The 26,289-nt window shown below is 75.1% G+C and carries 27 protein-coding genes, 1 tRNA gene and 1 pseudogene; 13 read left to right on the plus strand and 16 right to left on the minus strand.

Annotated features, from left to right (window positions below):
- Window positions 1-40 precede the first annotated feature (40 nt).
- Complete coding sequence (locus tag DER29_RS22630; protein WP_121399686.1) at window positions 41-1,636, minus strand: PAS domain-containing sensor histidine kinase; 1,596 nt, start codon at window positions 1,634-1,636, stop codon at window positions 41-43.
- 25 nt (window positions 1,637-1,661) lie between these two features.
- Complete coding sequence (locus DER29_RS22635; RefSeq protein ID WP_121399687.1) at window positions 1,662-2,693, minus strand: SIS domain-containing protein; 1,032 nt, start codon at window positions 2,691-2,693, stop codon at window positions 1,662-1,664.
- Window positions 2,694-2,938: 245 nt separating this feature from the next.
- Here DER29_RS22635 and DER29_RS22640 point away from each other — a divergent pair, with 245 nt between their 5' ends.
- Entirely contained in the window at window positions 2,939-4,690 is a 1,752-nt protein-coding gene (locus DER29_RS22640) for a tetratricopeptide repeat protein (RefSeq protein WP_370040558.1), read from the plus strand.
- 27 nt (window positions 4,691-4,717) lie between these two features.
- Here DER29_RS22640 and DER29_RS22645 read toward each other — a convergent pair whose 3' ends face one another.
- Together DER29_RS22645 and DER29_RS22650 are read right to left on the minus strand one after the other, a co-directional pair.
- A complete protein-coding gene (locus tag DER29_RS22645) occupies window positions 4,718-5,227 on the minus strand; it encodes a GNAT family N-acetyltransferase (protein ID WP_121399689.1) in 510 nt (169 codons plus the stop codon).
- Complete coding sequence (locus DER29_RS22650) at window positions 5,224-5,445, minus strand: biotin/lipoyl-binding carrier protein (protein WP_199729539.1); 222 nt, start codon at window positions 5,443-5,445, stop codon at window positions 5,224-5,226. Before DER29_RS22650 ends, DER29_RS22645 begins: the two co-directional genes overlap by 4 nt.
- 321 nt (window positions 5,446-5,766) lie before the next feature.
- On the opposite strand from DER29_RS22650, the gene DER29_RS36340 reads away from it, so the two are divergent.
- Entirely contained in the window at window positions 5,767-5,841 is a 75-nt protein-coding gene (locus DER29_RS36340; protein WP_369700219.1) for a 50S ribosomal protein bL37, read from the plus strand.
- 136 nt (window positions 5,842-5,977) lie between these two features.
- Here the strand turns inward: DER29_RS36340 and rsrA are convergent, their stop codons facing one another.
- The 5 genes from rsrA to DER29_RS22675 form a co-directional block, all read right to left on the minus strand.
- Window positions 5,978-6,265, minus strand: a complete 288-nt coding sequence (gene rsrA, locus DER29_RS22655) for a mycothiol system anti-sigma-R factor (protein WP_121399690.1) — start codon at window positions 6,263-6,265, stop codon at window positions 5,978-5,980.
- Window position 6,266: 1 nt separating this feature from the next.
- Window positions 6,267-7,091, minus strand: a complete 825-nt coding sequence (locus DER29_RS22660; protein WP_121399691.1) for a sigma-70 family RNA polymerase sigma factor — start codon at window positions 7,089-7,091, stop codon at window positions 6,267-6,269.
- A 222-nt stretch (window positions 7,092-7,313) separates the two neighbouring features.
- Window positions 7,314-7,928, minus strand: a complete 615-nt coding sequence (locus tag DER29_RS22665) for an alpha/beta family hydrolase (protein WP_121399692.1) — start codon at window positions 7,926-7,928, stop codon at window positions 7,314-7,316.
- Between the two features lie 83 nt (window positions 7,929-8,011).
- Window positions 8,012-8,404 (minus strand): WhiB family transcriptional regulator, encoded by a 393-nt coding sequence (locus tag DER29_RS22670; RefSeq protein ID WP_121399693.1) that lies wholly within the window; start codon window positions 8,402-8,404, stop codon window positions 8,012-8,014.
- 194 nt (window positions 8,405-8,598) lie between these two features.
- Window positions 8,599-9,309, minus strand: a complete 711-nt coding sequence (locus tag DER29_RS22675; protein WP_121399694.1) for an SOS response-associated peptidase — start codon at window positions 9,307-9,309, stop codon at window positions 8,599-8,601.
- Between the two features lie 102 nt (window positions 9,310-9,411).
- On the opposite strand from DER29_RS22675, the gene aroA reads away from it, so the two are divergent.
- The 4 genes and pseudogenes from aroA to DER29_RS22695 all read left to right on the plus strand — a co-directional run bounded on the left by aroA (window position 9,412) and on the right by DER29_RS22695 (window position 13,668).
- The gene (gene aroA, locus DER29_RS22680) at window positions 9,412-10,713 is read left to right on the plus strand and encodes a 3-phosphoshikimate 1-carboxyvinyltransferase (RefSeq protein WP_121400129.1); all 1,302 of its coding nucleotides are present in this window, start codon (window positions 9,412-9,414) and stop codon (window positions 10,711-10,713) included.
- Window positions 10,683-11,828: a ribosome small subunit-dependent GTPase A gene (rsgA, locus tag DER29_RS22685; protein ID WP_199729506.1), complete on the plus strand. Its 1,146-nt coding sequence runs from the start codon at window positions 10,683-10,685 to the stop codon at window positions 11,826-11,828. Before aroA ends, rsgA begins: the two co-directional genes overlap by 31 nt.
- Window positions 11,829-11,852: 24 nt before the next feature.
- Window positions 11,853-12,671: a histidinol-phosphatase gene (gene hisN / locus DER29_RS22690; protein ID WP_121399695.1), complete on the plus strand. Its 819-nt coding sequence runs from the start codon at window positions 11,853-11,855 to the stop codon at window positions 12,669-12,671.
- A gap of 59 nt (window positions 12,672-12,730) precedes the next feature.
- Window positions 12,731-13,668, plus strand: a pseudogene (locus tag DER29_RS22695) (hypothetical protein).
- Here the strand turns inward: DER29_RS22695 and DER29_RS22700 are convergent.
- The gene (locus DER29_RS22700; protein ID WP_121399696.1) at window positions 13,623-14,825 is read right to left on the minus strand and encodes a glycosyltransferase; all 1,203 of its coding nucleotides are present in this window, start codon (window positions 14,823-14,825) and stop codon (window positions 13,623-13,625) included. The pseudogene DER29_RS22695 and the gene DER29_RS22700 sit on opposite strands and share 46 nt — an antisense overlap.
- A gap of 216 nt (window positions 14,826-15,041) precedes the next feature.
- On the opposite strand from DER29_RS22700, the gene DER29_RS22705 reads away from it, so the two are divergent.
- From DER29_RS22705 to DER29_RS22715, 4 genes are all read left to right on the plus strand, one after another.
- On the plus strand, window positions 15,042-16,040 hold the full coding sequence (locus DER29_RS22705; protein ID WP_121399697.1) for an SDR family oxidoreductase: 999 nt from the start codon (window positions 15,042-15,044) through the stop codon (window positions 16,038-16,040).
- A gap of 59 nt (window positions 16,041-16,099) precedes the next feature.
- Window positions 16,100-16,516, plus strand: coding sequence for a hypothetical protein (locus DER29_RS35525; protein WP_233600106.1), 417 nt, complete (start codon window positions 16,100-16,102; stop codon window positions 16,514-16,516).
- 15 nt (window positions 16,517-16,531) lie between these two features.
- The gene (locus DER29_RS35530; protein ID WP_255421075.1) at window positions 16,532-16,828 is read left to right on the plus strand and encodes an ATP-binding protein; all 297 of its coding nucleotides are present in this window, start codon (window positions 16,532-16,534) and stop codon (window positions 16,826-16,828) included.
- A gap of 104 nt (window positions 16,829-16,932) precedes the next feature.
- Window positions 16,933-17,505, plus strand: coding sequence for a DUF5709 domain-containing protein (locus DER29_RS22715; protein WP_121399698.1), 573 nt, complete (start codon window positions 16,933-16,935; stop codon window positions 17,503-17,505).
- A gap of 12 nt (window positions 17,506-17,517) precedes the next feature.
- Here DER29_RS22715 and DER29_RS22720 read toward each other — a convergent pair whose 3' ends face one another.
- Together DER29_RS22720 and macS are read right to left on the minus strand one after the other, a co-directional pair.
- A complete protein-coding gene (locus tag DER29_RS22720; RefSeq protein WP_121399699.1) occupies window positions 17,518-18,180 on the minus strand; it encodes a response regulator transcription factor in 663 nt (220 codons plus the stop codon).
- 76 nt (window positions 18,181-18,256) lie between these two features.
- Window positions 18,257-19,381: a MacS family sensor histidine kinase gene (macS, locus tag DER29_RS22725; protein WP_121400131.1), complete on the minus strand. Its 1,125-nt coding sequence runs from the start codon at window positions 19,379-19,381 to the stop codon at window positions 18,257-18,259.
- A 126-nt stretch (window positions 19,382-19,507) separates the two neighbouring features.
- On the opposite strand from macS, the gene DER29_RS22730 reads away from it, so the two are divergent.
- The gene (locus DER29_RS22730) at window positions 19,508-19,975 is read left to right on the plus strand and encodes an ATP-binding protein (RefSeq protein ID WP_121399700.1); all 468 of its coding nucleotides are present in this window, start codon (window positions 19,508-19,510) and stop codon (window positions 19,973-19,975) included.
- A gap of 43 nt (window positions 19,976-20,018) precedes the next feature.
- Here DER29_RS22730 and DER29_RS22735 read toward each other — a convergent pair whose 3' ends face one another.
- Entirely contained in the window at window positions 20,019-20,957 is a 939-nt protein-coding gene (locus DER29_RS22735; RefSeq protein WP_121399701.1) for a ribose-phosphate pyrophosphokinase, read from the minus strand.
- 93 nt (window positions 20,958-21,050) lie between these two features.
- On the opposite strand from DER29_RS22735, the gene glpK reads away from it, so the two are divergent.
- Window positions 21,051-22,535: a glycerol kinase GlpK gene (gene glpK, locus DER29_RS22740; protein WP_121399702.1), complete on the plus strand. Its 1,485-nt coding sequence runs from the start codon at window positions 21,051-21,053 to the stop codon at window positions 22,533-22,535.
- A gap of 52 nt (window positions 22,536-22,587) precedes the next feature.
- Here the strand turns inward: glpK and DER29_RS22745 are convergent, their stop codons facing one another.
- Entirely contained in the window at window positions 22,588-23,421 is an 834-nt protein-coding gene (locus DER29_RS22745) for a phosphoribosylaminoimidazolesuccinocarboxamide synthase (RefSeq protein WP_121399703.1), read from the minus strand.
- Window positions 23,422-23,587: 166 nt separating this feature from the next.
- Here DER29_RS22745 and DER29_RS22750 point away from each other — a divergent pair, with 166 nt between their 5' ends.
- Complete coding sequence (locus DER29_RS22750) at window positions 23,588-24,919, plus strand: ABC transporter substrate-binding protein (RefSeq protein WP_233600108.1); 1,332 nt, start codon at window positions 23,588-23,590, stop codon at window positions 24,917-24,919.
- Window positions 24,920-25,047: 128 nt separating this feature from the next.
- Here DER29_RS22750 and DER29_RS22755 read toward each other — a convergent pair whose 3' ends face one another.
- A complete protein-coding gene (locus DER29_RS22755; RefSeq protein WP_121399705.1) occupies window positions 25,048-25,296 on the minus strand; it encodes a hypothetical protein in 249 nt (82 codons plus the stop codon).
- A 421-nt stretch (window positions 25,297-25,717) separates the two neighbouring features.
- Window positions 25,718-25,794, minus strand: a tRNA-Met gene (locus DER29_RS22760).
- Between the last annotated feature and the right edge of the window lie 495 nt (window positions 25,795-26,289).

Here is a 26,289-nt window from a genome sequence, read left to right on the forward strand (position 1 = left end):
CGGCGGCGACGGCGCGCACCAGCGGCAGCGGTGCCCCGGGTCAGCCGGCGGGGCGGCCCTCAGGGGCGTTGCGCACCAGCGGGACGACGAGCGTCGCCTCGGTGCCGCCCTTCGCGCCGTCGCGCAGCTCGATGGTGCCGCGCAGCTCGCCGGTGACCAGCGCCCGGACGATCTGCAGCCCGAGGTTGCCGCCCCGCTCGGCGTCGAAGTCCGGCGGCAGCCCGCGCCCGTTGTCGGTGACCGAGACGTGCAGCATCTTGCGGAACCGGTGCGCCGACAACACCACCTCCGGGGCGGGCCGGGCGGGTGGCTCGGCCGCGGCCTGCGTATCCGGGGCGGGGGTTCCGGGCCCGGCCGGGCCGGCGGGAGTCTCGGCGGGCGGCGGGAAGCCGTGCTCGACGGCGTTGAGCAGCAGCTCGTTGAGCACCATCACCAGCGACGTGGCGACCTCGGCGGGAAGTACGCCGAAGCTGCCCTCGCGCCGCATGCCGACCGTGGCCTCCGTCGCGGCCACCTCCGTCGCGGCGCTGGCCACCCGGTCGACGATGCCGTCGAACTCGACCGCCTCGTCGCTGGACATGGAGAGGGTCTCGTGCACCAGCGCGATGGAGGCGACCCGGCGTACCGACTCCTCCAGGGCGACGCGGGCCTCCGGCATGGACACCCGGCGGGCCTGGAGCCGCAGCAGGGCGGCGACGGTCTGGAGGTTGTTCTTCACCCGGTGGTGGATCTCCCGGATGGTGGCGTCCTTGGTGATCAGGGCGCGGTCGCGGCGGCGCACCTCGGTGATGTCGCGGACCAGCACCAGCGCGCCGATCGGCACCCCGGCGGGCATCAGCGGCAGCGCCCGGGTGAGCATCGTCGCGCCGCGCGCGTCGATCTCCCGGCGGGGCGGCGCCTCGCCGCGCAGCGCGGCGAGGATGCCGTTCGCCGCGTCCGTGCCCTCCAGCGGGTCGCCCGCCAGCCGGCGGTGCAGCGCCGCCAGGTCCTCGCCCACCAGGTGGGAGGCGTAGCCCAACCGCCGGTACGCCGACTGCGCGTTCGGGCTCGCGTAGGTGACCTTGCCGCCGGCGTCGAGCCGGACCAGCCCGTCGCCGACGCGCGGGGCCGACGTGGTCTCCCCGGGATGCCGCGGCGGTGGGAAGGTCCCGTCGGCGATCATCTGGGCCAGGTCGTCGGCGGTGGTGAGGTAGTTCAGCTCCAGTTGGCTCGGGGTGCGCGCGGTGGAGAGGTTGGTGTCCCGCCCCACCACGGCGATCACCTCGCCGGCCTCCCCGTCGGTGGTGCGCAGCCGGACCGGGATCGCCTCGTGCCGGGCGGGCACGTCGCCGTACCAGACCGGGTCGCCCTCCCGCCAGATCCGGCCCTGCCGGTGGGCCACCTCCAGGTGCGCCACCTCGGGCCCGCCGACGATCCGTCCCACCTGGTCGTCCAGGTACGCGGTGGGCGCGGTCGTCGGCCGGACCTGGGCGACGCAGAGGAACGCCCCGTCACCGTCCACGGGCACCCAGAGCAGCAGGTCGGCGAAAGACAGATCGGACAGCAACTGCCAGTCGCCGGCGATCCGGTGCAGGTGGTCGATATCGGCCGGACGGAGGCGGGTGTGCTCCTCGGCGAGGTTGCGCAGCGTGGACACGTCGACCAGCGTGCCACGACGGGCGTCACATCGTCGCGGTGACCTTCTTCAGCCCGCGCGGCGCGTCCGGGTCCTCGCCCCGGGCGAGCGCCAGCGCCAGCGCCAGGCGCTGCAACGGCAGGATGTCCAACAGCGGCGCGTACCGCTCGTCGACCTCGGGGACGGCCATCCGGGTGGCGCCCTCGACGTCGGCGGAGCCGACCACCACCACGTCGGCGCGGCGCTCGCCGAGGCGGGGCAGCACCTCGCCCATCGACCGGCCGCCCGGCCCGGAGCCGACCACGGCGAGCACCGGCACGTCCGGGTCGGTCATGGCGAGAGGGCCGTGCAGCAGGTCTGCGCCGGAGAACGCGAGCGCCGGCAGGTAGGAGGTCTCCATCAGCTTCAGCGCGGCCTCGCGGGCGGTCGGGTACGCGTACCCGCGACCGGTGGTGACGAGCTGGCCGGCGAACCGGTAGCGGGGCGCGAGCTGGCTTGGGGTGGGGTCTTCCAGGGTGCGCGCGGCCAGCTCGGGCAGGGCGGCGAGCGCCTCGCGTTCGGCGGCGGGCAGCGCGCCGTCGCCGGCCCGGATGCCCTCGACGAGCATCAGCAGGGCGAGCAGCTCGGCGGTGTAGGTCTTGGTGGCGGCCACCGCGCGCTCGTGCCCGGCGGCGATGTCGACGCTGAGCTCGGCGACGCCGGTCAGCCGGGAGTCGGGCGCGTTGGTGACCGCGAGGGTCAGCGCGCCGGAGGCGCGGGCGGTCCGCAGCACCTCGGCGAGGTCGGGCGAGCCGCCGCTCTGGCTGACGCCGACGACCAGCGCGTCGGAGAGGTCCGGCCGGGCGCCGTAGAGGGTGACGACGCTGGGCGAGGCGAGGCCGGCCGGCAGGCCGAGGCGGATCTCGGTCAGGTACGCCCCGTAGAGGGCCGCGTGGTCGGAGGTGCCCCGGGCGGTGAAGACCACGTGCCGCGGGCGGCGTTCCGCGATGACCGCCGCCACCCGGGCGATCGCCCCGGCGTGCTCGGCGGAGAGCAGCCGCTCGTAGCCCGCCGGCTGCTCGTCGATGTCGGCCGCCATGCCAGCCCCTGCACGCGTCACGGAAACTCCTCCCACTGCGCGATTGCCGCGCGTTTCCTGCTCAGTCTTGCACGTTTGAGTCGTCCCGAGCAATTGAACGAGCAGTAGTGCGCAGATGATCACCATCTCGGCGCAACATCACCTAGGCTTGCCCGACCCCACCGACCGACCAGCGAGAGGACGACGTGCCCGAGGACGACCGGTCGCTGTCCGCGGCGGAGGAACTTGCCCTGGCCCGTCTCGCCATGGACGACGGCGACCTGGCACACGCGGCCGGTCACGTCGCCGCCGCGCTGGCCCAGGCCCCGACCCTGCCCGAGGTGCACGAGACCCTCGCCCGGCTCGCCGCCGCCGACGGGGCGGGCGGCGTCGACCTCTTCCCGCTCCAGGGCCACGCCTTCGTCGGCGCCGTCGTGGCCCGCGCGCACCTGCTCGCCGCCGTCGGCCGGCCCGCCGAAGGGCTGGACCTGCTGGTCGCGGCGACCGGCCACGCGCCGGGGACGGACTGGGCCGGGGTGCCGTGGGTGACCACCCCGGAACTCGCCGAGCGCCTCGAACCGGACCGGGCCGCCCGGATCCTGATGCAGGTCTGCGCCGCCGTGGCCGACCCGGTGCCCCGGACCGGCCGGGCCGCCCTGTCCCCCTACCTGGCGCTGGCCCGCAACGCGGTCACCGTCCACCCCGAGCACGGCCTGCTGCTGGGCGCGGCGTCCGCGCTGGCCCGGCGGCTCGGCGAGGTCGACCTGGCAATCCGCTGGGCCGCCCGGGGCGTACGCGCGGAGCCGTCGAAGATCGGCGAGGTGTGGCTCGGGTACGCGTACCGCAGCGCCGGGCGCACCCGGGAGGCGCTGGCGGCACTCGGGCGCGCCGTCGCGCACGACCCCGACGACCTCACCGTCTACGCCGACATCGCCGGCACGCTCGCCGACAACGGGCGGCTCGACGAGGCGCTCGACTGGATAGACCGGGCGCTGGCCCGGGACCCCTCCTTCGAGTGCGCCGTGCACACCGCGCACCGCCTGCGGCACCAGCGCGACGGCGACGTGGCGCACCTGGTCGCGCTCGCCGACTTCGTCCGGGACCATCCCGACGACACGCACGAGCACGGCGACCTGGCCGAGAGCTGCCGGGGCCGGCCCTGGCTGGGGCAGGTCACCCCGGCGACCGGGCCGGTGGTGGACGCGCTGCGCCAGGCCGTCACCGACGAGCGCGTCGGCCTCGGCGCCGTACGGCTGGACTCGCCCGCGCCGCCCAGCGCGCTGCGTACCGCCGCGACGGCCGCCCCCGGGCTGCGCATCGAGGTGGCCGGCGTGCCCGACCCGGACCCGCGCGAGCCCCGGCGGGCGACCGCCCGGCAGCTCTGGCGCCACGACGGGACGACGGTCGTGCCCGCCGTGCCGGCGCCCTCGGCGGAGGCGGCGGCGCGGCTGCGGCAGCTCGCCCACCCGGCGTGGCCGCACCCGCCGGCGGCGTACGACGCGGCGGTGGGCCTGGCCACCCTGGAACTGGCCGACCTGCTCGGCCTGCTGGCGCACCCGCCGGAGGCGCCGCCGACCGCGCTGGGCCGGGTGCTCGGGCAGGACCCCTCGCTCTGGGTGCGCTGCGTCCAGGTGTGGGCGTGCCTGGGCCTGCTGCACCACCGCACCGACGAGCCGTGGGCGGAGTCGACCCGGCGCCGGGTCCTGCTGGACCTCGTCTGGGGGGTCGAGGACTGGGTCACCGAGGCGGCCCTGTTCGCCCTGGTCACCGCCGCCTGGGTCGACCCGGCGGTACGCCCCGACGTGGCCCGGGTGGTGAGCGAGCGGTTGACCGACGTGGCGGCGGTCGCCCGGACCCGCCCGGTGCCGATCGCGCCGTCGCTGGCGCACCTGTCCCTGGCGAGCCCGGCCCTGGACCCGGAGACGGCGGCCCTGGCCACCGCGCTGACGGCCACCGCCCCGGTCCCCCGGCCGCGCCCCCGCCTGCGCCGCCTCTGGGAGCGCCTCAGGCGCCGGTGAACCGTCGTCGCCGGCGGTTGCGGCGCCTCAGGCGCCGGTCAGTTCCAGCCGGAGGCCGAGCAGTCGCACCCCGTCCAGGGGCTCCCAGTCCAGCTCGGGCGTCCGTACGAAGCCGCGACGTCGGTAGAGCCGCTGGGCGGAGTCGGCGAAGCCGCTGCGGACGCAGATGACCACGGCGGAACAGCCCAGCTCGGTCGCCCGCGACACGCAGGCCTCGACCAGCGCCGCGCCGACGCCCCGCCCCTGCGCGGCCGGGTCCACCGCCAGCATCCGGAACTCCGCCTCACCCGCCCGGGACAGCTCGGCGTAGCGGGTGCCGGGCAGGACGAAGGTCACCGAGCCGAGCAGCTCGTCGGTGGCGTCGTCGACGGCGACGAGCACCTCGCCGTCCCGGGCCCGGGACGCCACGTCGGCGAGCACGGCGGCGTAGCCGTGTTCGTCCTTGAGCTGGCCGTCCGCCTCGTACGCGGCGACCGTCAGCCGGGCCACCGCCGCGAAGTCGGCCGGCCCGGCCCGGCGGACCGAGAGGCCGGTCAATCGATCACCGCGATCAGGTCACCGTCCTGCACGACGTCGCCCTCGTTGACCGCGAGCTGCTTGACGACACCGTCGGACTCGGCCACGACCGGGATCTCCATCTTCATCGACTCCAGGATCACCAGCGTGTCCCCCTCGGACACGGTGTCCCCGGCCGACGCGACGACCTTCCAGACGTTCGCCACCATCTCGGCGCGGATCTCCTCGGCCATCTTCAGGGCCCTCCCTCTCGCGGTTGCCTGCCGACGTATCCAATCATGCGGGCGACCTCCGGCGGGCGTGGAGCGGCCCGGGCCGGGTGATGATCGACTCCGGTCCGGGCCCGCCCCGGCGCCCCGGCCGGTGGCGGATCCGGCGGGGCGGGTGGCGGTCCTCCGGCGTGTCGCGCGGCGTGGCGTACGGCGGCGGCCCCGGCGGACGACGGCGGGTGCCGGCCGCACTAGCATCAGCGGGTCGGACCCCGGCGCCGGGAGGACCGGTGCGTGCACCGGCGCCGAGATCGCGCGCAGGCGGGATCCGACCATCACGAGGAGGTCACCATGGCGAAGAAGGCCCGCAAGAAGAAGGCCCGCAAGAAGAGCGGCGCGAACCACGGCAAGCGCCCCAACTCCTGACCGGCGGCCGGGCCCCACGGCCCGGCCTCGACCAGTCAGCGCGGACGCCGGTGGCCCGGGTCGTCACGACCCGGGCCACCGGCGTTTGATGTCTGCGGGGGCAACCGACCCGGTCGGCTGCCGCATCCGTCCGACCTCAGTCGGCCAGCTCCTTCGATTCGGTGCTCTCGAAGACGACCAGCTCGGTGAGGCGCAGCCGCAGCCGCTCCCGCAGCTGGTCGGGCGCGGTCTCGTTGCCGCAGCAGCGGGCGACCAGCGCCCGCACCTCCTGCTCGATGCCGTACTCGCGCAGGCACGGCCCACACTCGTCGAGGTGGTGCCGGATCAGCGTGCGCCGCTCCTCGGCGCACTCCAGATCCAGGTAGAGGTAGACCTCCGCGATGACCTCGCGGCAATCCGTCTCGTGCGGATCTCCACAGCTCATGTCAGACCTCCCGGCCGGCGGAAGCGGTCGAGCCCTTCTTCGACGCCGCGGCGCTGAAGCCCCGCTCGGCGGCGTACTGCTCGAGCAGCTTGCGCAGATTACGTCGGCCGCGGTGCAGACGCGACATGACCGTGCCGATCGGCGTGCCCATGATGTCGGCGACCTCCTTGTAGGAGAAGCCCTCGACGTCGGTGAGGTAGACGGCCAGGCGGAACTCCTCCGGCAGTTGCTGGAGGGCCTCCTTGACGTCGCTGTCCGGCAGCCGGTCCAGCGCCTCGGTCTCGGCCGAGCGCAGCCCGCTGGAGGTGTGCGACTCGGCCTCGGCGAGCTGCCAGTCGGTGATCTCGTCGGTCGGCGCCTGGATGGGCTGGCGCTGCCGCTTGCGGTAGGAGTTGATGTAGGTGTTGGTCAGGATCCGGTAGAGCCAGGCCTTCAGGTTCGTGCCCTGCTCGAACTGGTGGAAGGCGGCGTACGCCTTCAGGTAGGTCTCCTGGACCAGGTCCTCGGCATCCGCCGGGTTGCGGGTCATCCGCAGCCCGGCAGCGTAGAGCTGATCGACGAATGGCATCGCGTCCCGCTCGAAGCGGGCCCTGCGCTCGTCCGTCTTCTCGGTGGTCAACCGCACATCCCCTCGCGTCGGATGCTGTCCCGCCGAGGATACGCGTACGGACGTGCCCGCAGATTCACTTCCGGCGGGTGTGCTCGTACTCACCGCGGCCGGGCCGACCGGCGGCACCACCGCGGGCCAGTCCGGGCCGCCCAGCAGCCGTCGCAGCTGCCGTGCTCCCCGCTCGTCCCGTTCCCGGACCCGCGTCTCGGTCGGCACCGGTCTCCCCCCTCGCCAGAAATGTCGTCCCGGGGGGTGCAACGCCCCCAACGGGGCGGGACATTCCGCTGACCTCCCCGTTCCTGGTCCCGGCGCCGGCGCGGGCCGACGCTGGGACCAGGAAGGGCCTGGGAGGACCGGCGCCGCCCGCCCGAACCGGGCGTCCGGCGCCATCCGATGCAACGACCCGCCGCGGCAGGCGGACACGGCCCGCCGCGCGCCTCAGCGGCGCGCCCAGCCCCGCCCGCGCAGCCAGTCGCGCACCACGGCTGCCGTACCGGCCGGGTCCCCCCGCAGGTCGTGCCGCTCCCCCGGGCGGGTCACCACGTGCACCCCCGGCCCCGGCTCCGGCACCCCGAACGGGTCGCGGTCGCCGTTGACCACGAGGGTCGGCAGGCCGGTCGCCAGCTCCGCCGCGCGCGAGCGCTCCGGGCGGCCCGGCGGGTGCAGCGGGAACGCGAGTGCGACGACCCCGGCGGCGCCCACCGCCGGCGCGGTGCGGCACGCCACCCGCGCGCCGCTGGACCGGCCACCCACCAGCAGGGGTACGCCGGGATGCCGCTGCCGCAGCACGGCGAGCACGGCGGTCCACGCCTCGTCGAGGTGCCCCGCCGGCGCCGGCGCACGCCGTCCGGCGACGCGGTACGGCTGGGTCACCCGGGCCACCACCAGCCCGGCGCCGACCGCCGCGTCCCGGAGCGCACGCAGGTCGGGGGCGTCGACGTCACCGCCCGCGCCGTGGCCGAGCACCAGCAGGGCGCTCGGCGCACCCGCCGGTAGGTCGGTGTCGACCCGGGCGGGCCCGCGCGGGGTGGAAAGGTCGTCGTCCTGGGGCATCGGCCCATTCTGCGGCGTCCGGAGCACGACGGGCAGCCGGCCCGCCGAGGTGGCGGGCCGGCTGTGACCGGTTCAGTCGACGGTCAGCTCAGCGGCACCAGGGTGAGCAGCCGGTCCCGGACCGGCGGGCCCGCCTCGCGGGCGGCGTCCGGATCCGGTTGCACCTCGTCGCGCCAGGCGACAAGCATCGCCCGCCGCTCGCGCGGTGTGGTGCCGCCCCAGACGCCGTGGCAGTCACCCACGTCCAGCGCCCAGGCCAGGCAGGAGCCCTGCACGTCACAGCTGCGGCAGAGCGCGACGGCCGCGTCGGCTGGTTCGTTCGGCGCCGGAAAGAACGTTTCCGGGTCGACGTTCTGGCAGGTTCCCCTGGTGCGCCACGCCTCGTCCTGTCGCCGCTCCCGCAACGCCCGCAGCAGCCGCGGATCCCGTCGTGCCGTGGCCACCTCGTGCGGCCGGGGCATGCGTGCCCGTGTCATCCACCCACCTCCCCCGTGGGACCGGCAAGATCGGTGTGCGTCGTCCGCCCCGTGCGAGTCGCGCCCACTACCGGCGCTGTGTTGTATCGCACTTCCGGACACCGGGACAAGACTTCACGGCGAATATGGGTGAACGCCGGGGCGACGTTTCGCCCGCAACTCTGGCAAATCACGCCCGACAATGTGTCGGACTGTCAGAAGAGCGTCATTTCCCCCGGCGCGGCGGCCCGGGCAGGCGGCACCCTCTCGGTCAACTGCGGCCCGTCGTTGCGCACGTCGCCAACCGCCGTGCCCACCGGGCGGATCTCCAGCGTCGCGAGCCAGTCGGGCGGGGGTGGCGCGAGCAGGCCCTCCGGCGCGTCGGTCGAGGCCAGCCAGGCGGCCCAGCGTTCGCGGGGCAGCAGCAGCGGCATCCGGTCGTGCACCTCGGCCAGCTCGCCCAGCGCGGCGGTGGTGAGCACACTGAAGGTCAGCAACGGACCGCCGGAGCCGTCCCAGACCGACCAGATGCCGGCGAAGGCGAGCACCGAGCCGTCCGACGGGGTCATGTAGTAGGGCTGCTTGCGCCCGTCCGCCGAGCGGACCCACTCGTACCAGCCGTCGGCGGGGACGAGGCAGCGGCGGCGGGCGAAGGCCCCGGCGTACGCCCGGCTGGTGGCGACCGTCTCGGCGCGGGCGTTGATCATGCGGGCGGCGCCCTTGGGCGACCGGGACCAGGACGGGACCAGCCCCCAGCGGCCGACCGACAGCGCGCGGTGCCCCTCCGGGCTGACCCGCACGAGCGGCACCGGGTCGGTGGGCGCGACGTTGTGGTCGGGGTCGACCCCGCCGCCGGTCTCGTCCTGGGACTCGAACAGCGCGCTCAGGTCGCCCGCGCTCCGGGTCGTCGCGTACCTCCCGCACATGCCGCACACGCTAACCCGCCGCGCGCCGCCCGGCTGTCCCGCTGACCGGGAGGACGCGTGCCGGCCGGCGTCACCCGCCGGCGGACGCGGCAGAATGTAACCGTGGGAAACCTGATCGCGACCCGGCCGCCGCAGCCGTGGACCGCTCCGACCGCCTCCGACCCGGTCGCGGCGACGCTGCGCCTGCCCGGGTCCAAGTCGATGACCGCGCGCGCCCTGGTGCTGAGCGCGCTGGCCGGCGGACCGTCGACCCTGGCCGGGCCGCTGCGCGCGCGGGACACCGAGCTGATGGCCGCCGGGCTGCGCGCGATGGGCGCGCACATGTCGATCAGCGACGACGAACGCTGGCTGGTCCGCCCCCACCCGCTGGTCGGCCCCGCGCACGTCGACGTCGGCCTGGCCGGCACCGTGATGCGTTTCGTCCCGCCGGTGGCAGGCCTGGCCGACGGGCGGATCACGTTCGACGGCGACCCGCAGGCCCGCACCCGGCCCCTCGGCCCGCTGATCGGGGCGCTGCGCTCCCTCGGCGCGCGCGTGGACGCCCCCGCCACCGGCAGCCTGCCGCTGACCGTGCTCGGCGCCGGGCGGGTGGCCGGCGGCGAGGTGGTGATCGACGCCTCCGCCTCCAGCCAACTGGTCTCCGGGCTGCTGCTGGCCGCGCCGCGCTTCGACCGGGGCGTGGTCGTCCGGCACGTGGGCCCGCCCGTGCCCTCCGCGCCGCACCTGCGGATGACGGTGCAGATGCTCCGGGCCGCCGGCGCGGCGGTCGACGACGGCACCCCCGACGTGTGGGTGGTCGAGCCGGGCCCGCTGACGGGGCGCGGCTGGCAGATCGAGCCCGACCTGTCGGGCGCCGTGCCGTTCTTCGCCGCCGCCCTGGTCACCGGCGGCGAGGTGACCCTCCAGGGCTGGCCGCGCAGCAGCGCCCAGCCCGTCGAGCAGCTCCGCACGCTGCTCCAGCGGATGGGCGGCGAGGTGACCCTCTCCACCGCCGGGCTGACGGTCCGGGGCACCGGCGTGGTGCACGGCCTGGACGCCGACCTCTCCGACGTCAGCGAGCTGACCCCGGCGCTCACCGCGCTGGCCATGCTCGCCGACTCGCCGTCGGTGTTCACCGGCGTCGGCCACATCCGTGGCCACGAGACCGACCGGCTGACCGCGCTGGCGCGGGAGTTCGCCTCGCTGGGCGCCGACATCACCGAGTCCTCCGACGGGCTCGAGATCCGGCCCCGGCCGCTGCACGGCGGCGTGTTCGAGACCTACCACGACCACCGGATGGCGCACGCCGCCGCCGTGGCCGGCCTGGCCGTGCCGGGCATCGAGTTGAGCGACGTGGCGTGCACCTCGAAGACCATGCCCGAGTTTCCGGCACTATGGTCGGCGATGGTGACCGGCAAGAGCTGACACGAGAGGGGCGGGTCCTGGCGACCAAGCGGCGGGAGTACGACGAGGACGACGTCCGGATCCGTCCCGGCAAATCGTCGCGCCCGCGTACCCGCACGCGCCCCCTGCACTCCGACGCGGTGGACGGCTTCGTGATCGCCGTCGACCGGGGCCGCTACACGTGCGTGCCGCCCGACGCCGGGCCGGACGCGCCCCTGGTCACCGCGATGCGGGCCCGGGAGCTGGGACGCAAGTCGGTGGTGGTCGGCGACCGCGTCGGCCTGGTCGGGGACACCTCCGGCGCGGCCGGGGCGCTGGCCCGGATCGTCCGGATCGCCGAGCGGACGTCGGTGCTGCGGCGCACCGCCGACGACGACGAGACGACCGCCGAGGGGCGGCTGGAGCGGGTGGTCGTCGCCAACGCCGACCAGCTGGTCATCGTCAGCGCGCTGGCCGACCCGCCGCCGCGCACCGGGTTCATCGACCGGTGCCTGGTGGCCGCGTACGACGCCGGCATCGAGCCGCTGCTCTGCCTCACCAAGGCCGACCTGGCCGGCCCCGAGGCGGTGCTCGACTACTACGCCGAGCTGGAGCTGCCGTACGTGCTGATCCGCCCGGAGTCCGACCTCGACGCCCTGCACAGCCTGCTCGCCGGGCGGATCTCGGTCATGGTGGGGCACTCCGGGGTGGGCAAGTCGACGCTGGTCAACCGCCTCGTGCCGGACGCCGCCCGGGCGGTCGGCACGGTCAGCGCGATCGGTCGGGGCCGGCACACCTCCACGAGCGCGGTGGCGCTGCGACTGCCCCGGCTGCCCGGCGACTCACCGGGCGGCGGAGCCGCCGCCGGCTGGATCGTCGACACCCCGGGGGTGCGCAGTTTCGGGCTCGCGCACGTCTCCGCCGACAGCCTGCTGCACGGCTTCCCCGACCTGGTCGAGGGGACGGTCGACTGCCCCGCCAACTGCCCGCACACGCCGGACGAGACCGCCTGCGGGCTGGACGCCTGGGTCGCCGCCGGCAAGGCCGACGCGCGGCGGTTGGCCTCGTACCGCCGGCTGCTGGCCTCCCGGTCGGGTGAGGGCGACGCGCGGGAGCCCGACCAGCGGAATCCGGGCGACCCGCTCGCCGGGTCCTGAAGCCGGCGCCGCTACCGTCTAGGCATGCCCGGGTACGCCGACGACATCGCCCTCGCCCACCTGCTCGCCGACGCCGCCGACGCCGTCTCGACGGCCCGGTTCCGCGCGCTCGACCTGCGGGTCGAGGCGAAACCCGACCTGACCCCGGTCTCCGACGCGGACACCGCGGTGGAGCGGGAGATCCGGGCGCTGCTGGCCGCGCACCGGCCGGGCGACGGTCTGCTGGGCGAGGAGTACGGCGAGGAGCCCGCCAGCGGCCCGGACGGCCGCCGCTGGGTGGTCGACCCGATCGACGGCACGAAGAACTTCATCCGCGGCGTGCCCGTGTGGGCCACCCTGATCGCGCTGATGGAGTCCGACCGCCCGGTCGTCGGGCTGGTCTCCGCGCCGGCGCTCGGCCGCCGCTGGTGGGGCGCGCTCGGCGAGGGCGCGTACGCCGGGCCGGACGCCGCCGGTGGCGTGCCGATCCGGGTCTCCGCGGTACGGGACCTCGCGGACGCGAGCTTCTGCTACTCGTCGCTGACGGCGTGGGAGTCCGCCGGGCGGCTGGACGCGATGCTCCAGCTCATGCGGGACACCTGGCGCAGCCGGGCGTACGGCGACTTCTACGGCTACATGCTGCTGGCCGAGGGCGCGCTGGACGTGATGGTGGAGCCGGAACTGTCGCTGTGGGACGTCGCCGCGCTGGTGCCGATCGTCACCGAGGCGGGCGGGACGTTCACCGATCTGGCCGGTCGGCCCGCCCCCTCGGGCAACGCCGGGACCGAGAGCAGCGCCGTGGCCAGCAACGGCGCGCTGCACGCCGACATCCTCGCCCGGCTGGGTCGGCCAACCGAGCACTGACCTCCGGCAGCCTCTATCCTCGCCAGGTGGTCTCCTCCGGTTGGTGCTTCCTCGCGGCCATGATCGTCGCGTACGGCGTCGCCAACCTGCTCCAGTCGGTGGCCGCCGCCCGCACCACCGTGCACCACACCTTCGACCCGGGGCTGCTGCTGCGGCTGGCGGGGCACCGCACCTACCTGGTCGGGCTCGGCTGCCAGGTGGCCGGGTTCGTGCTGGCCCTGCTCGCCCGCCGGGACCTGCCGCTCTTCCTGGTCCAGTCCAGCGTCGCCGCCGGGCTCGGGGTCACCGCCCTGCTCGGCGTGCTGGTGCTGAAGTGGCGGTTGCCGGCCGCCGAGGTGGCCCTGCTGGTGCTGCTGTTCGCCGGGATCACCGCGTTGGTGCTCTCCGCCGAGCCCGCGCCGGCCAAGCCGCTCGGCACCGCCGGCATGATCGCCCTGGCGGCGACGCTCGGCGTGATCGCCGTGATCGGCTTCTTCGCCGTACGCCTGCACGGGGCACCCGGCTCGGTGGCGCTCGGCGCGCTGGCCGGGCTGGCGTTCTCCGCCGCCGCGGTGGCCGCCCGGCCCCTCGCCTCCGCCCCGACGCCGGAGGCGTTCGTCCAGGATCCGCTGCTCTATCTGCTGATCGTCCACTCGATCGTCGGTCAGCTGCTGCTCGGCCTGGCCATGCAGCGCGGCTCGACCACGGCCGCCGTGGCGGCGATGGACGCCGCCGGGGCGGTGCCCGCCGCGATCGTCGGCCTGCTGCTGCTCAACGACAAGATCTGGCCCGGGCGGGAGTGGCTCGCCGCGGTCGGGTTCCTGGTCACCCTCGCGGCGGTCATCGGTCTCACCCGGTACGCCGAACCCCAGCACCACCACGCGGTCGCCGGGGAACGGGACCGGGGCATGGTGGGCGCCGGAGCGCCCGGTCGCCCGCTCTGAGCCACGGGCGGGGGTCGGCCGACCCGGGTCAGGCCGCCTCGACCGGCTTGCGGCGGCTCACCACCCGCTCGTAGAGGCGCTCCAGCGCGCCCGCCGTCCGCTCCCAGGTGTAGCTGCACCGCACCCGGTCCACGGCGGCGTGCCCGTACGCGAACCGCCCGGCGTTGTCGGCGAGCAGCCGGCGCAGCGTCACGCCCAGCGCGCGGACGTCGCCCGGCGGCACCAACCGGCCGGTGACCTCGTCGACCACCGCGTCGGCGATCCCGCCCATGGAGTAGCCGACCACCGGCACCCCGCAGGCCATCGCCTCCAGCGACACCCGGCCGGCGGAGGAGTAGTGCGGGGTGCAGGCGACCACGTCCGCCGAGCGGTACCAGGTGGCCATCTGTTCGTGCGGCACCGCGCCCACCAGTTTCACCTGGTCGGCCACCCCGCTCCGTTCGGCCAGCTCGCGCAGCCGCCGGGCCTCGGCATGGTTGCCGAGCTGCCCGACGGGTGGGCCGCCGGCGATCACCAGTTCGGCGTCGCCGACCAGTCGCATGGCCCGGATCAGGTCCTCCTGACCGTGCCCGGGCGAGAGCCCGCCGACGGAGAGGATCCGGGCCCGCTGGTCGCGGGGGGCGGCCTCGCCGTCGGGGTGGAACTGCGCGGTGTCGACGCCGGCCGGCACCATCGCCACGGAGGCGCGTTGCAGCCCCATCCGGGTCAGCTCGTCGACCTCGTCGTTGCACTGGGCGACCGCGATGTCCACCGCCCGGGTCAGCGCCCGCTCCAGCGGGATCCGCTCCCCCGGCCCGTCGTACTGCCGGCCGAGGTGGCGCAGCTGCTCGACGCCGAGGGAGTGGAACGTCTGCACCACCGGGATGTCCGTCTCGCGGACCGCGTGCGCGGCGGCCAGCCCGCCGACCCAGTAGTGCCCGTGCACCACCTCGGGACGCCAGTCGCCCGTCCACCGGTCGGCCAGCCAGGCGCCGAACGCGGACACGTGCGGCACCAGTTCGGCGGTGGGCAGCGGGGCGGCCGGGCCGATCGGCACCCGCTCCACCCGGTAGCCGTCGACCGTCGCCGTCTCCGGCAGACCGGGGTCGTCGCGGCGTTCGTACACCCGGACGTCGTGGCCCCGCGTGGCGAGTTCGGCGGCGACCCGGGCGATGTGCTGGTGGGTGCCGACGGTCAGGCCGTCGGTGCCCCTGGGTGGGCCGGCGTGCGCGCAGACGAGGCCGACGCGCATGGGTCACCTCCATGCGATCTTCTCAAGCGGTGGTCCTCGGTCAGAGGGTCCCATTAACCGAACCCCCGGGAGCCGAAACCTGGCAGATCGGGAAGAGCCCGGCGGGTGCTTGCGCGACGGCAACTTTCGCGGGACGCCGACACCCCGTGCCCCGGGCCAGGACTATCCGACCGCCGTCGGCCGCATGACCCCCGCCGACGGGGGTACGGGCGAGGAATGCCTCTGACCCGCAGCCTCGCCGACGCCACCGTCGTGCTCACCGGTGCCTCCAGCGGCATCGGCACGGCCACCGCGTACGCCCTCGCCCGGCGCGGCACCGCCGTGGTGCTGGCCGCCCGCAGCGAAACGGCGCTGGAGGAGGTCGCCGTACGGTGCCGGGAGCTGGGCGGGCGGGCGCTGGTGGTGCCGACCGACGTGACCGACCCGGCGGCCGTCGAGCGGCTCGCCGCCCGCGCGGTCGCCGAGTTCGGCCGGATCGACGGCTGGATCAACAACGCCGCGGTCGGCGCGGTCGGGCTCTTCGACGAGATCCCGGTGGAGGAGTTCCGCCGGGTGCTGGAGGTGAACCTGCTCGGTGCCGCGTACGGCATCCGGGCCGCCCTGCCCCAGCTGAGCGCGGCGGGTGGCGGGGTGCTGGTCAACAACGCCTCGGTGCTGGCCGAGGTGGCGATGCCCTACCAGTCGGCGTACAACGCCGCGAAGCACGGCATCCGCGGGCTGGCCGACACGGTCCGTCAGGAGATGCGGGTAACCGGGCGGGGCGACATCTCCATCTGCACGGTGCTGCCGGCCACCATCGACACCCCGTTCTTCCGGCACGCCGCCAACCACAGCGGCCAGGAGCTGGTGCCGCCACCCCCGGTCTACCCGCCGGAGGTGGTGGCCGAGACGATCGTCCGGCTGCTGCGCCGCCCGAGACGCGAGGCGTACGCCGGCGGGGCCGCCCGGCTGATCGGCCTCCAGTGGCGGCTCGCCCCGGCGTTCGCCGAGCGGGTCCTCGGCTGGTACGCGCACCGCACCCAGTTCGGGCCCGCCCCACGGCCCGAGAGCACCGGCAACGTCTTCCACGCCGACGCGGCGGCGCGGCGCGAGGGCGGCTGGCACGGCCGGCGACGGCACCTGGTGCGGATGACCGCCGCCTTCGGGCTGGCGGCGGCGGGGACGGCCGTCGGGACGGTGGCCGCGATGACCCGCCGCGCGCGAACGGACCGCTGATGTCGGGGGTCGAGCGGTCGGGTGCGCGGTCCGGGCAGGCGGTGCACAATGAGGCGATCATGGCGACCGACGCGCGCTGCCGGGTGGACGGGGACGAGACATCCGGGGTGCTCCGGCTCACCGGGACACTCGACCGCTCCGGTGTCGACGTGGTGCGCGACGGCCTGCTCGCCCGGTTCTGCGGCCGGCCCGGCCCGGTGGTCGCCGACCTCACCGCCCTGCGGGTGGCGGATCCGGCGGCCCGGGACGTCTTCGCCGAGGTGCGCCGGGAGGTGCGCGACTGGCCCGCCGCCGACCTGCTGCTCTGCGATCCGACCGGCGACGTCGAGGGGGTGCCGGCATGGCCGACCCTGGCCGGGGTGCTGGCCGGGCTGGCCGCCGCGCCGCCGGCCGCGGCGGTCGAGACCTACCTTCCCCCCGTCGTCGGGGCGGCCCGGCAGGCCCGGCGGCTCGTCGCGGAGGGGTGCGGGCGGTAGGGCCTGTCCGAGCTGATCGAGCCGGCCTGCATCGCGGTCACCGAGTTGGTGAACAACGTGGTCGCCCACGCGCACACTCCGATGACGGTCCGCCTGGCCCCGCGCGACGGCGCGCTGCACCTGGCGGTACGCGACCACTCGCCACGGCAGCCGGCGTTCACCGGGCAGGCGCCGCTGGACACCGCGGGCGGGCGCGGCCTGCTGCTGATCGACACCGTCGCCCGCAGCTGGGGCAGCAGCCGGGTGCCGGGCGGCAAGGTCGTCTGGTGCGTGCTGCACGCCGACGACGAGACCCCCGCCCAGCACGGCTGACCGCCGCCCCGATTCCGCCCCGCCGTCCCCCGACGTGCCGCTTCCGCCCGGATGGCCACGGGCGGCACCGGTTATGCCGGGAGGGCAGTGGGTAGTGATCAGCCATGCGCGACGACGAGTACCCGACCCCCGTGTCCGACCCCGAGGCGGAGGGCCTGCCCGACACCGCCGACGACGACTCGACCGCCAACGACGACGTCCTGACCGGGCGCGAGGCGGACGGCCCGGACCCCGCCCAGCTGCCGGGCGACCGGACGCCGGTCGCGGTGGACCGGTACGGGAACACCGCCGAGGAGCAGCTGGACGGCGAGTCGCTGGACTACAAGCTCGACCGGGAGCAGTACGAACGCCCGGCCGACGACCCGCTCGCCGGCCCCGTCGACCCGGACATCGCCGCCGAGGCCGACAGCGAGGAGGCGGCGGCGCAGGCCCAGCTCGACGCGGACGTGATCGACCCCGGCCCCACCTCCGACCCGGACTCGCCGGTGTCCCTCTACGACCACGGCAAGCTCGGCGGCGTCAGCGACGGCCAGGTCGGCCGGCTCGTCGAACCGGACGAGGGGGCGCACACCGACCAGGAGACCGACTCGGTGGCGTACGACGCCGGTTCGGCCGGCGGCGGCGCGAGCGCCGAGGAGCTGGCCATCCACGAGACGCGACCGCCGCACTCGGTCTGAGCCGGCCCCGGGTCAGTCGTCGAGGCCCCGCTCGATCGCGTACCGGGTCAGCTCGACCCGGTTGTGCAGCTGGAGCTTGCCGAGCGTGTTCTGCACGTGGTTCTGCACGGTGCGGTGGGCCAACCCGAGCCGCTCGGCGATCTGCTTGTAGGACATGCCCTTGGCGACCAGGCGCAGCACCTCGGTCTCCCGGTCGGTGAGCCGGGGTGCCGGGCCGGCGCCCCGGGCTTCGGGTCCGGCGGCGTGGTCGGCGCCGCCCGGGTCGGCCGCGAGCCGGCGGTACTCGCCGAGGACGAGCCCGGCCAGGCCGGGCGTGAAGACCGGCTCCCCCGCCGCCGTCCGGCGCACCGCCTCCAGGAACTCCGCCGGGGCGGCCGACTTGACCAGGTAGCCGGTGGCGCCCGCCTTCACCGCGTCGAGCACGCTCTGCTGCTCGCCGCTGGCCGAGAGCATCAGCACCCGCACCTCCGGCAGCACGGCGCGCAGCCCGCGGACCACCTCCACCCCCGAGACGTCCGGCAGTTGCAGGTCGAGGACCACCACGTCCGGCCGGGCGGCGGCGGCGACCCGCAGCGCCTGCCGGCCCTCCCCGCTGGCGGCGACGACGACGTGGCCGGCCTCGGTGAGGTCCCGGGCCACCCCCTCCCGCCACATCGGGTGGTCATCCACCACCATCACCCGTACGCCTGTCACGGCTGTGCCTCCCTCGTTCGCGACTGCGGGGCTCGCAAACCCGGCTCACTCCTCGCGCTCACGTGAGCCCCTTTCTCGAAACGGTCAGTTCCAGCTCGGTGCCGACGCCCGGCGCCGAGGTGATCCGCACCGTACCGCCGAGGTCGGCGAGGCGGCCCCGGATCGACCGGGCGACGCCGAGCCGGCCCTCGGCGGCGGCCTCCTCCAGCCGGCCGTCCGGAAACCCCGGCCCCTCGTCGCGGATCGACACGGTCACCGTCGCCCCCTCGTCCTCGACGAGCACCCAGGCCCGCCCGTCGGTGTGCCGGGCCACGTTGTCGAGGGCGGCGGCGGTCGCGGCGGCCAGCTCGTGGGCGACCCGCCCGGGCAGGGGCACCGGGGTGGCCGGCGCGGACAGCGATACCGTCGCCGAGGCGTACCGGCCGAGCAGCCCACGCAGGTCCACGGACCCGCCGTGCGCGGTGGGCCCGACCGGCGCGGCGCCGCCAATCAGGGCGCGCAGCGCGGCCTCCTGCTCCCCGGCGAGCCGGGCCAGTTCCCCGGCCTCGCCGTCCAGGTGGGCGCCGCGCCGCTGCACCAGCGCGAGCACCTGGAGCACGGAGTCGTGGATGTCCCGGGCCAGCCGCTCCCGCTCCCGGGTGGCGGCCTCCAGCTCCACGGCCCGGTGCAGCCGCTCCTCGGCGGTCACCGCCAGCCGGGCGACGTGCCCGACCACCACGCCGGCGAGCAGCAGCAGGATCGCCCCGGTGAGCGACGACTGGCCGATCCGTTCGCGGGTGGCGAGGTCCGCCGCGCCGAGCACCAGCGCGGCGACCGTGCCCCGGCGCCGGCCGCCGGAGACCGCCCAGGCCAGCACCGGTCCGGCCAGCCAGGCCACCGCGAGGCTGGGCACGCCGGCGGCGAGCGCCGTCCGCCCGATCACCCACGGGGTGGCCAGCATGATGCCGACGACGACCCCCAGGTCCGCCAGGAGCAGCGGCCAGCCCCGGCGGGCCGGATCGGCGTAGCCGACGGCGGTCACGCCGGTCCAGGCCGCCATCAGCAGGACCAGGCCGCCGGCCGCGAGCGGGTGGGCGTACCGGTCGGCGTCCCGGACCGCCAGCACGCAGACGTACGCCAGGGAGGCCACCCGGAACACGGCGATGGCCCGCCAGAGCGGGACCTCGAAACCACCGGGCGGCATCGACACGCCCGTCACGATGCCACAACCGTCAGGACGGCCCCGTGGGCCGCCGGATGCGCTCAGAGAAACCCTGACGTACGGTGGAAAAGCCGCGAAACATCAACGATCCGCTGTCGGGACGGGGCCATGACGAATGCGGAACCCGGAGCACAGCGTACGGTTGTGCCCATCGAACCTTCCCTCCTCATTGCCGAGGCCTTCGACCAGGCCCAGGTGACCGAGCTTCGCCACTCGGTCACCTCCTGCGCGCACGCGGCGGGGCTGAGCGGGCAGCGCCTGGACGACTTCGTGCTGGCGGTCAACGAGTTGATCACCAACGCGGTCCGGCACGGCGGCGGGCGGGGCTGGCTGCGGCTGTGGCGGCAGTCGGGCCGACTGTTCTGCGAGGTCTCCGACCACGGGCAGGGAATCAGCACGCAGCGGCTGGGCGACCGGAGCCGCCCCGCCGCCGACACCGCCGGCGGGTGGGGCCTCTGGCTGGCCCGGGAACTGAGCGACAGCATGGACGTGGAGACCGGCGCGCGCGGCACGACGGTCCGCATCAGCGCCGCCGCCGTGGCCCCCCAGCACACCGGCCGCCACCGCCGCGACTGACCTCCCGCGCGGACTCACGCGGGGGCCTGCCGCCCGGGACCGGTCAGGCGAAGAGGGCGCTGACCGATTCGCCGTTGTGGATCCGGCGCATCGCCTCGGCCAGGGCCGGCGCCACGGACAGGATCTCCAGCTTCGGCACCCGCTTGTCGGCGGGGATCGGCACGGTGTTGGTGCAGACGATCTCCAGCACGCCCTCCTGCTCGCTCAGCCGCCGCAACGCGCCGCTGGAGAAGAGGCCGTGCGTGCAGGCCAGCCGGATCGAGCGGACCTTCAGCTCGCGCAGGTGCTCCATCAGCTCGATCACCGTGCTGCCCTTGGCGATCTCGTCGTCCAGCACGATCACGTCCCGGCCGGTCACGTCGCCGATCACCGCGCTGATCTTGACCCGGTCGTCGCTGAACCGCTGCTTCGCCCCGGCGGCCACCGGGGTGCCGAGCCGCCGGGCGAACGCCGCCGCCTCCTTGGCGTTGCCGAGGTCCGGCGAGACCACCACCGTGTTGCTCAGGTCGTAGCGGGTGAAGTGGTCGGCCAGCTCGCGCAGCGCGTGCAGGTGGTCGACCGGCACGCTGAAGAAGCCGTGCACCTGGGGCGAGTGCAGGGTCATCGCCAGCACCCGGTCCGCGCCCGCCGAGGTGAGCAGGTCGGCGACGAGCCGCCCGCCGATCGAGATGCGCGGCGCGTCCTTCTTGTCGGACCGGGCGTACGCGTAGTGCGGCAGCACCACGGTGATCCGGCCGGCCGACGCGCCCCGGGCCGCGTCGATCATGAGCAGCAGCTCGACCAGGTTCTCCTGCACGGGCGGTACCAACGGCTGGATCAGGAAGACGTCCCGCTCCCGGCAGTTGGCCTGCAACTGCACTTCCAGGCAGTCGTTGGCGAACCGGGAGACCCGCACCGGGTGCAGCGGCACATCGAGGTGGGCACAGATCTCGGCGGCGAGTTCGGGGTGGGCGGTACCACTGAAGACGGCGATGTCACGCACGTCCGCACATCGTACGGACGGGAACGGGACCTGTTCCCCGCCGGGGCCCGCCGCCGGCCGGCGAAGAGCGGCCGGGCCGGGTACGGTGCTGCCGTGACCCCCCAGTACGTCGCCGCCATCGACCAGGGCACCACCTCCTCGCGGTGCATCGTCTTCGACCGGGCCGGGGAGATCGTCTCCGTGGCCCAGCGGGAGCACCGGCAGATCTTCCCCCGGCCGGGCTGGGTGGAGCACGACGCCGAGGAGATCTGGGACAACGTCCAGCGGGTGGTCCGGGAGGCGCTGCACGCCGCCGGCACCGACGCCGCCGGGCTCGCCGCCGTGGGCATCACCAACCAGCGGGAGACCACGCTCGTCTGGGACCGGGCCACCGGCCGGCCGGTGGCCAACGCCGTCGTCTGGCAGGACACCCGCACCGCGCCGCTGCTGCGCGAGCTGGATCAGGCGTACGGCGAGGAGCGGTTCCGCTCCCGCACCGGGCTGCCGCTGGCCACCTACTTCGCCGGGCCGAAGCTGCGGTGGCTGCTGGAGCACGTCGACGGGCTGCGCGGGCGCGCCGAGGCAGGCGAGGTGCTCTTCGGCACGATGGACAGCTGGCTGATCTGGAAGCTGACCGGCCGGCACGTCACCGATGTCACCAACGCCAGCCGCACCCTGCTGATGGACCTGACCACCCTCGACTGGGACCCGGAGCTGCTCGACGCGATGGGTGTGCCGGCCGCGATGCTGCCGGAGATCCGCAGCTCCGCCGAGGTCTACGGGGAGGCTACCGGCGTCCTGGCCGGGGTGCCGGTGGCCAGCGCGCTCGGCGACCAGCAGGCCGCCCTGTTCGGGCAGACCTGCTTCCAGCCGGGCGAGGCCAAGTGCACCTACGGCACCGGCAGCTTCCTGTTGCTCAACACCGGCGCCAGCCCGGTCCCCTCCACCCACGGCCTGCTCACCACGGTCGCCTACCGCATCCACGGCCAGCCCGCCGCGTACGCGCTCGAGGGGGCGATCGCGGTCACCGGCTCGCTGGTGCAGTGGCTGCGCGACAACCTCGGGCTGATCTCCACCGCGCCCGAGGTGGAGGAGCTGGCCCGCACCGTCGACGACAACGGCGGCTGCTACGTCGTGCCGGCCTTCTCCGGGCTGTTCGCCCCGCACTGGCGCAGCGACGCGCGCGGGGTGGTCGCCGGGCTGACCGGTTACATCACCAAGGGGCACCTGGCCCGGGCGGCGCTGGAGGCGTCCGCCTGGCAGACCCGCGAGGTGGTCGACGCGATGAACGCCGACTCCGACGTGGCGCTGCGCCGGCTGCGGGTCGACGGCGGGATGACCGCCAACGGGCTGCTGATGCAGTTCCTCGCCGACGTGCTCGACGTGCCGGTGGTCCGGTCCCGGATCACCGAGACCACCTGCCTCGGCGCGGCGTACGCGGCCGGCCTGGCGGTCGGCTTCTGGCCGGACCTGGCGACGCTGCGCGCCCAGTGGCGCTCCGACGCGCAGTGGGAGTCGACGATGGAACCGGCGCACCGGGAGCGGGAGCTGCGCAACTGGCGCAAGGCCGTCCAGCGCACCCTCGACTGGGTGGACTGACCGCCGCGTCGCCCGGCCGCGAACTCGTCGCAACCCTGGTGACGGCCCGGGGTCAGTCCCAGGGGTTGCCGGTGAGCTTCTCGTAGACGTCGACGTAGCGGGCCCGGGTCGCCTCGACCACCTCGGCCGGCACCTCGGGCGCCGGGGCCTGCTTGTCCCAGCCGCTCTCCACCGCCCAGTCCCGGACGTACTGCTTGTCGTAGGAGAACTGCGCCCGGCCCGGCTGGTACGACTCCGCCGGCCAGAACCGCGACGAGTCGGAGGTGAGCAGCTCGTCGCCGACGGTCAGCGTGCCGTCCGGCGCCCAGCCCAGCTCGATCTTGGTGTCGGCGATCAGGATGCCCCGGTCGGCGGCCAGCTCGGCCCCCCGGCGGTAGACGTCGAGCGTGATCCGGCGCAGCCGCTCGGCGGTCTCGGCGCCGACCTTGTCCACCACCTCGGCGAAGGTGATCGGCTCGTCGTGCTCCCCCACCGGCGCCTTGGTCGACGGGGTGAAGATCGGCTCGGGCAGGATGGACGCCTCGACCAGCCCGCGCGGCAGCTCGACGCCGGAGACCGCGCCGGTGCGCTGGTACTCCTTCAGGCCGCCGCCGGTCAGGTAGCCCCGGGCGACGCACTCCACCGCGACCATCTCCAGCCGCCGGCAGCGGATCGCCCGACCGGCGAACTCCGCCGGCACGTCGGTGGCGGAGATGACGTGGTTCGGCACCAGGTCGGCCAGCTGCTCGAACCACCACAGCGAGAGCGCGGTGAGCAGCTTGCCCTTGTCGGGGATCGGCGTCGGCAGCACCACGTCGTAGATCGAGATGCGGTCGGAGGCGACCAGGATCAGGTCCTCGCCATCGGCGTAGACGTCCCTGACCTTGCCCGAGTGCAGAAGTTCCACGCGCCCTAGTACACCATGCGGGCCGCGTACGGCCTCCGCCGGTGGCTGCGGGCATCGATGCGTACGCCTGGGGTGTGCTGGTGTGGCCGGACGTACGTTGACACCCTTCCGTGCGCCTGCGTGAATGATCCGGCCGCCCACCCCACCGGTCCGCCAGGAGTTCTTCGTGCCCGTCGCCCGATCCCCGCTGTCCCGCGCCGGAGCGGACCCGGGCCGGCGTCGGGTGCTCGCCGCGATGCTGGGTGCGCCGGTGCTCGCGACGGGCGGGCTCACCGGGTGCACCGAGGGCCGGGCGGCCCCGGTGGAGACCGGGCCGGTCGAGCTGTCGGTGTTCTGGTACGGCGGGGCGAAGCGGGCCGAACTCACCGAACGGGTGCTGCGGCTCTACACCGACCGCAATCCGCGCGTCAGTTTCCGGGTCACCTGGCAGGGCGCCGGCGGCTACTACGACCGGCTGGCCACCCAGGCCGCGGGCGGCAACGTGCCCGACCTGATCCAGCTCGACGACAGCATGCTCACCGAGTACGCCCGCCGCGAGATCGTCCTGGACCTCAGCGGGTACGTCGCCGACCATCGCCTCGACCTGCGCACCCTGCCTCCGGGCCTGGTCCGGTACGGGCAGGTCGACGGCCGTACGGTCGGCGTCGCCGCGGCACAGACCGCCGCCGCCGTGGTCTACGACCGCACGCTGCTGCGCCGGCTGCGGCTGCCCGAGCCGAGCACGGGAATGTCCTGGGCGGAGTACGTCGCCTGGGCGCGGCGGGTCACCCGGGTGAGCGAGGGCCGGGTGGCCGGCACGATGGACCCGTCCGGCGACTCCCGGGCGTTCTGGCTCTGGCTACGCGGCCAGGGCGGTGAGTTCTACCGCGGTCGACAGCTCGGCTTCGACGCCGACGCGTTGATCGAGTGGTTCGAGCTGTGGCGGCGGGCCCGGTCCGGCCGGGCGACCCCGAGCGCAGCACTGGTGGAGCAGGCCGACGGCGGCGAGCCGACCCGGCAGCTCGTGGTCACCGGCGCCACGGCCGCCTCGTTCGCCTGGTCGCACCAGTTGCCGGAACTCCAGCGCCTCACCGACGCCGAACTCGGCCTGGCCGCCATGCCGGGTCCCCCGGAGGCGCAGTGGCACCGGGCGTCGATGTACTGGGCGGCCTTCCGGGGCACCCGGCACCCCGCCCTGGTCGCGGACGTGATCAACTTCCTGACCGGCAACGGCGAGGCGGGGAGCGTGCTCGGGCACGAGCGCGGGCTCAGCCCCAGCCTCGCCGTACGCAGCTACGTCGAGGGCAGCATCACCGATCCGGTGCAGCGGCGCGCGGCGGCCCTCGGCACCGCGCTGGCCGCCCGGCTGGGTCCCGCGCCCAGCCCACCGCCGCAGGGCCATACCCGGGTGCGGGCGCTGCTGCTGGAGGCCGCCGAGGGCATTCGCGGCGGCGAAACCGGCCCCCGGGCGGCGACGGCCCGCTTCATGGCCCAGGCGAACGCGGCGCTGGCCGGCTAGGGCCGGTCACCGCGAGGCTGTCCCGACAGGAACGCCGGGTCCGATGCTCCGCCTCGACCGAGGCGGGACACCTTCACGCAGGCGCCCCCCTCAGCGCGGCGGGGCCACCGTCGCGCCGGCGGGCCGCGTCAGCGCGGCGGACCGCCCCGGCGGTTGCGCATCATGCGCATCAGGAGGAAGACGACGCCGGCGACCACGACCAGGCAGCAGAGCAGGCCGATGAAGCCGAAGCCGCCACCGCGGCGGCGCCGTGCGGCCTCCACCACGAGTTCACCCGTGCCGGTGGACGCCCAGGCCGCGACGGGCACGAACACCGACAGCACGACCGCACCGAGGACGGCGGTCAACCGGCCCCACCACTTACCGAAGAAAGACATGCCCACATCTTCGCCGACAACCGCAACCTCGGCACGTCGGTCGACGAGGAATCCGCGCCGCGCCCAGGCGCGCCCGGAGCGTTCCTCCGGCCAGCCCGGGCCTGGAGCCGTTCGCCGGCCGGTCCGCCCCCGGCATCGTTCCGCCGGCCGGTCCGCGCCCGGCGCCGCAAGCACCTGGAGCACGGAGTCCTGGATGTCCCGGGCCAGCCGCTCTTACCGACCGGCCCGCCCCGCCCCAGGCGGGCCCGGTTGGCCTTGCCCGGGACGATCTCCAGCTCGATCAGCCGGCACCGTTGCACCGGCCGGCCCGCGTCCGGTGGCACAGCGACGGGGCGCGTCGACCGGTGCGACACGTCGACGCCGACGCCGGAGGCCGAGATGCGGAGAGGCCCCGGAGACAATCTCCGGGGCCTCTCCGACGTGGTAGCGGGGACAGGATTTGAACCTGCGACCTCTGGGTTATGAGCCCAGCGAGCTACCGAGCTGCTCCACCCCGCGTCGGCTCGTTAACTCTAGCGCACTTGGCGCCAGGATGATCAGCGGACCCCCGATCCCGCGGTGGAACCTGCCCTGACCAGCGCAAACCGGCGCCGGAGGCCGGCGCGAGGCGCCCGACCCCCGACACCCGACGCCCCAGCCCGGCTCCCGCCGCGACCGACCGCGGTGGCTGTGAGGGAACATCTCGGCCCGCTTCCGAGCCACCTCCGTTGGCGCGAGCGCGTCGCCTTCTCTCGCGCGAACGAACGGTGATCAGGACGTCATGGACCTTATCCAGGCGTTTTGAGGTCCATCACGTCCTGATCACCGTTCGCTGGACCGGCGCACTTGGTTGTGGCGGAGATGCGCCACACCTCAGACGTCCACCGCGCCAGTGATCGGGCGCAGTGACCGGCGTCACGTGATCCGTCCGGCCCGCAGCGAGCGGAAGCGGCACCGGCGGCGAGAACCGCGACCGGTCACGCCGGGACGCGAACGGCCACCACGGCGACGAAC

This window comes from Micromonospora sp. M71_S20, from assembly GCF_003664255.1.
In the GTDB taxonomy this organism is placed as follows: Bacteria; Actinomycetota; Actinomycetes; order Mycobacteriales; family Micromonosporaceae; genus Micromonospora.